Raw genomic sequence first — 1061 nt, forward strand, 5'->3', positions numbered from 1 at the left:
AGAACAGTACAAACACAATGAGCCAGGTAAGCAGAAATGAGGGGTGCCAAAGCGGTCGTTGTTTTTTAGGTTTAGCCATGAGGTGTAATGCCGTATCAAAGGAACAAAATTAGCGCCGGATATTACTGGTTTTAAAGTTGTAACACTAGCGCTTATGGCTAACTAAAGAAAATAAGAGGCTATATATGCTGTGTCAACGCGTTTTATTGCGCGTAAGTGGACTCTAAATAGCGAGCAATTTCTTGAGACTCAAACATTTCTGTTCCGGTATTGGGATCAATAAGAAACGGTACTTGCACGTTTCCATGTTTTTTAAAGAAATCATCGCGCTTGGTGTTTTCTAATGGTTGATAAGCGCCAATGCTGAAGCGGAAGTTTGCCGGACCCATATCAGCTAGTTGCTGCTTGCCCAAATTGATCAGTAAGTATGGCAATTCAAGTTCGCATAGTTTTTCTCTTACTACACGAGAAAAAGGGCTGGATTCGAAGCTATATAGCGTCAATGGGAGTTTAGCCGCTTTTGCAGGGCGCGCGTGGACACCTGCATTATTACGTAAAACACTAGCCAGTTTGGATGCCGTATCATTCATTAAACTGCGGCGGAGTTGCTTAGGGACTTCCAAGCCCCTGTACTCTTTAAATAGGTAAGTAACAATTTCATCGCGGCCAGCAATATTGAGGTCAGTGTTGGGGGCGAATAACCTTGGGAGCGTCTGGCTGCCGGATTCTTGTGCAAGTTTTTTTATATCACGCCCACCGATTGGGCAGGGGGCTACCATTGCATCAAGGTTGAGTTCGGTCAGTGCTTCCCTGACAAACCGACATTCCGGGCAACCTTCTCTGTCGAATATAACCAGCTCCTGCTCAGGTTGTATTGCAACCTTGCTCGCTGACGTGCCACGCCAAACACGTAGTGTTGATGCAAGGGTAGACGTGGTGATGTCGAATAAGTTTTTCATAGCGATCCTCCATAATAAGCACGGCTGCATTGTAAGGCTTAATCGTTTGTTTGTCATAGACAAATATCGGCTGTGTCTACCCATAAATTATTATATGAGGCT

1 protein-coding gene is annotated in these 1061 nt (G+C 44.7%); it reads right to left on the reverse strand.

Annotated features, from left to right (window positions below):
* Window positions 1-203: 203 nt before the first annotated feature.
* Window positions 204-959, reverse strand: a complete 756-nt coding sequence (locus A3757_RS01525; protein ID WP_068739044.1) for a glutathione S-transferase N-terminal domain-containing protein — start codon at window positions 957-959, stop codon at window positions 204-206.
* Window positions 960-1061 lie beyond the last annotated feature (102 nt).

Source organism: Oleiphilus sp. HI0117, from assembly GCF_001635235.1.

Bases quoted from the DNA above. Each gene is read 5' to 3' on its own strand.
- A3757_RS01525 (WP_068739044.1), bottom strand. From the start codon at position 959: ATGAAAAACTTATTCGACATCACCACGTCTACCCTTGCATCAACACTA.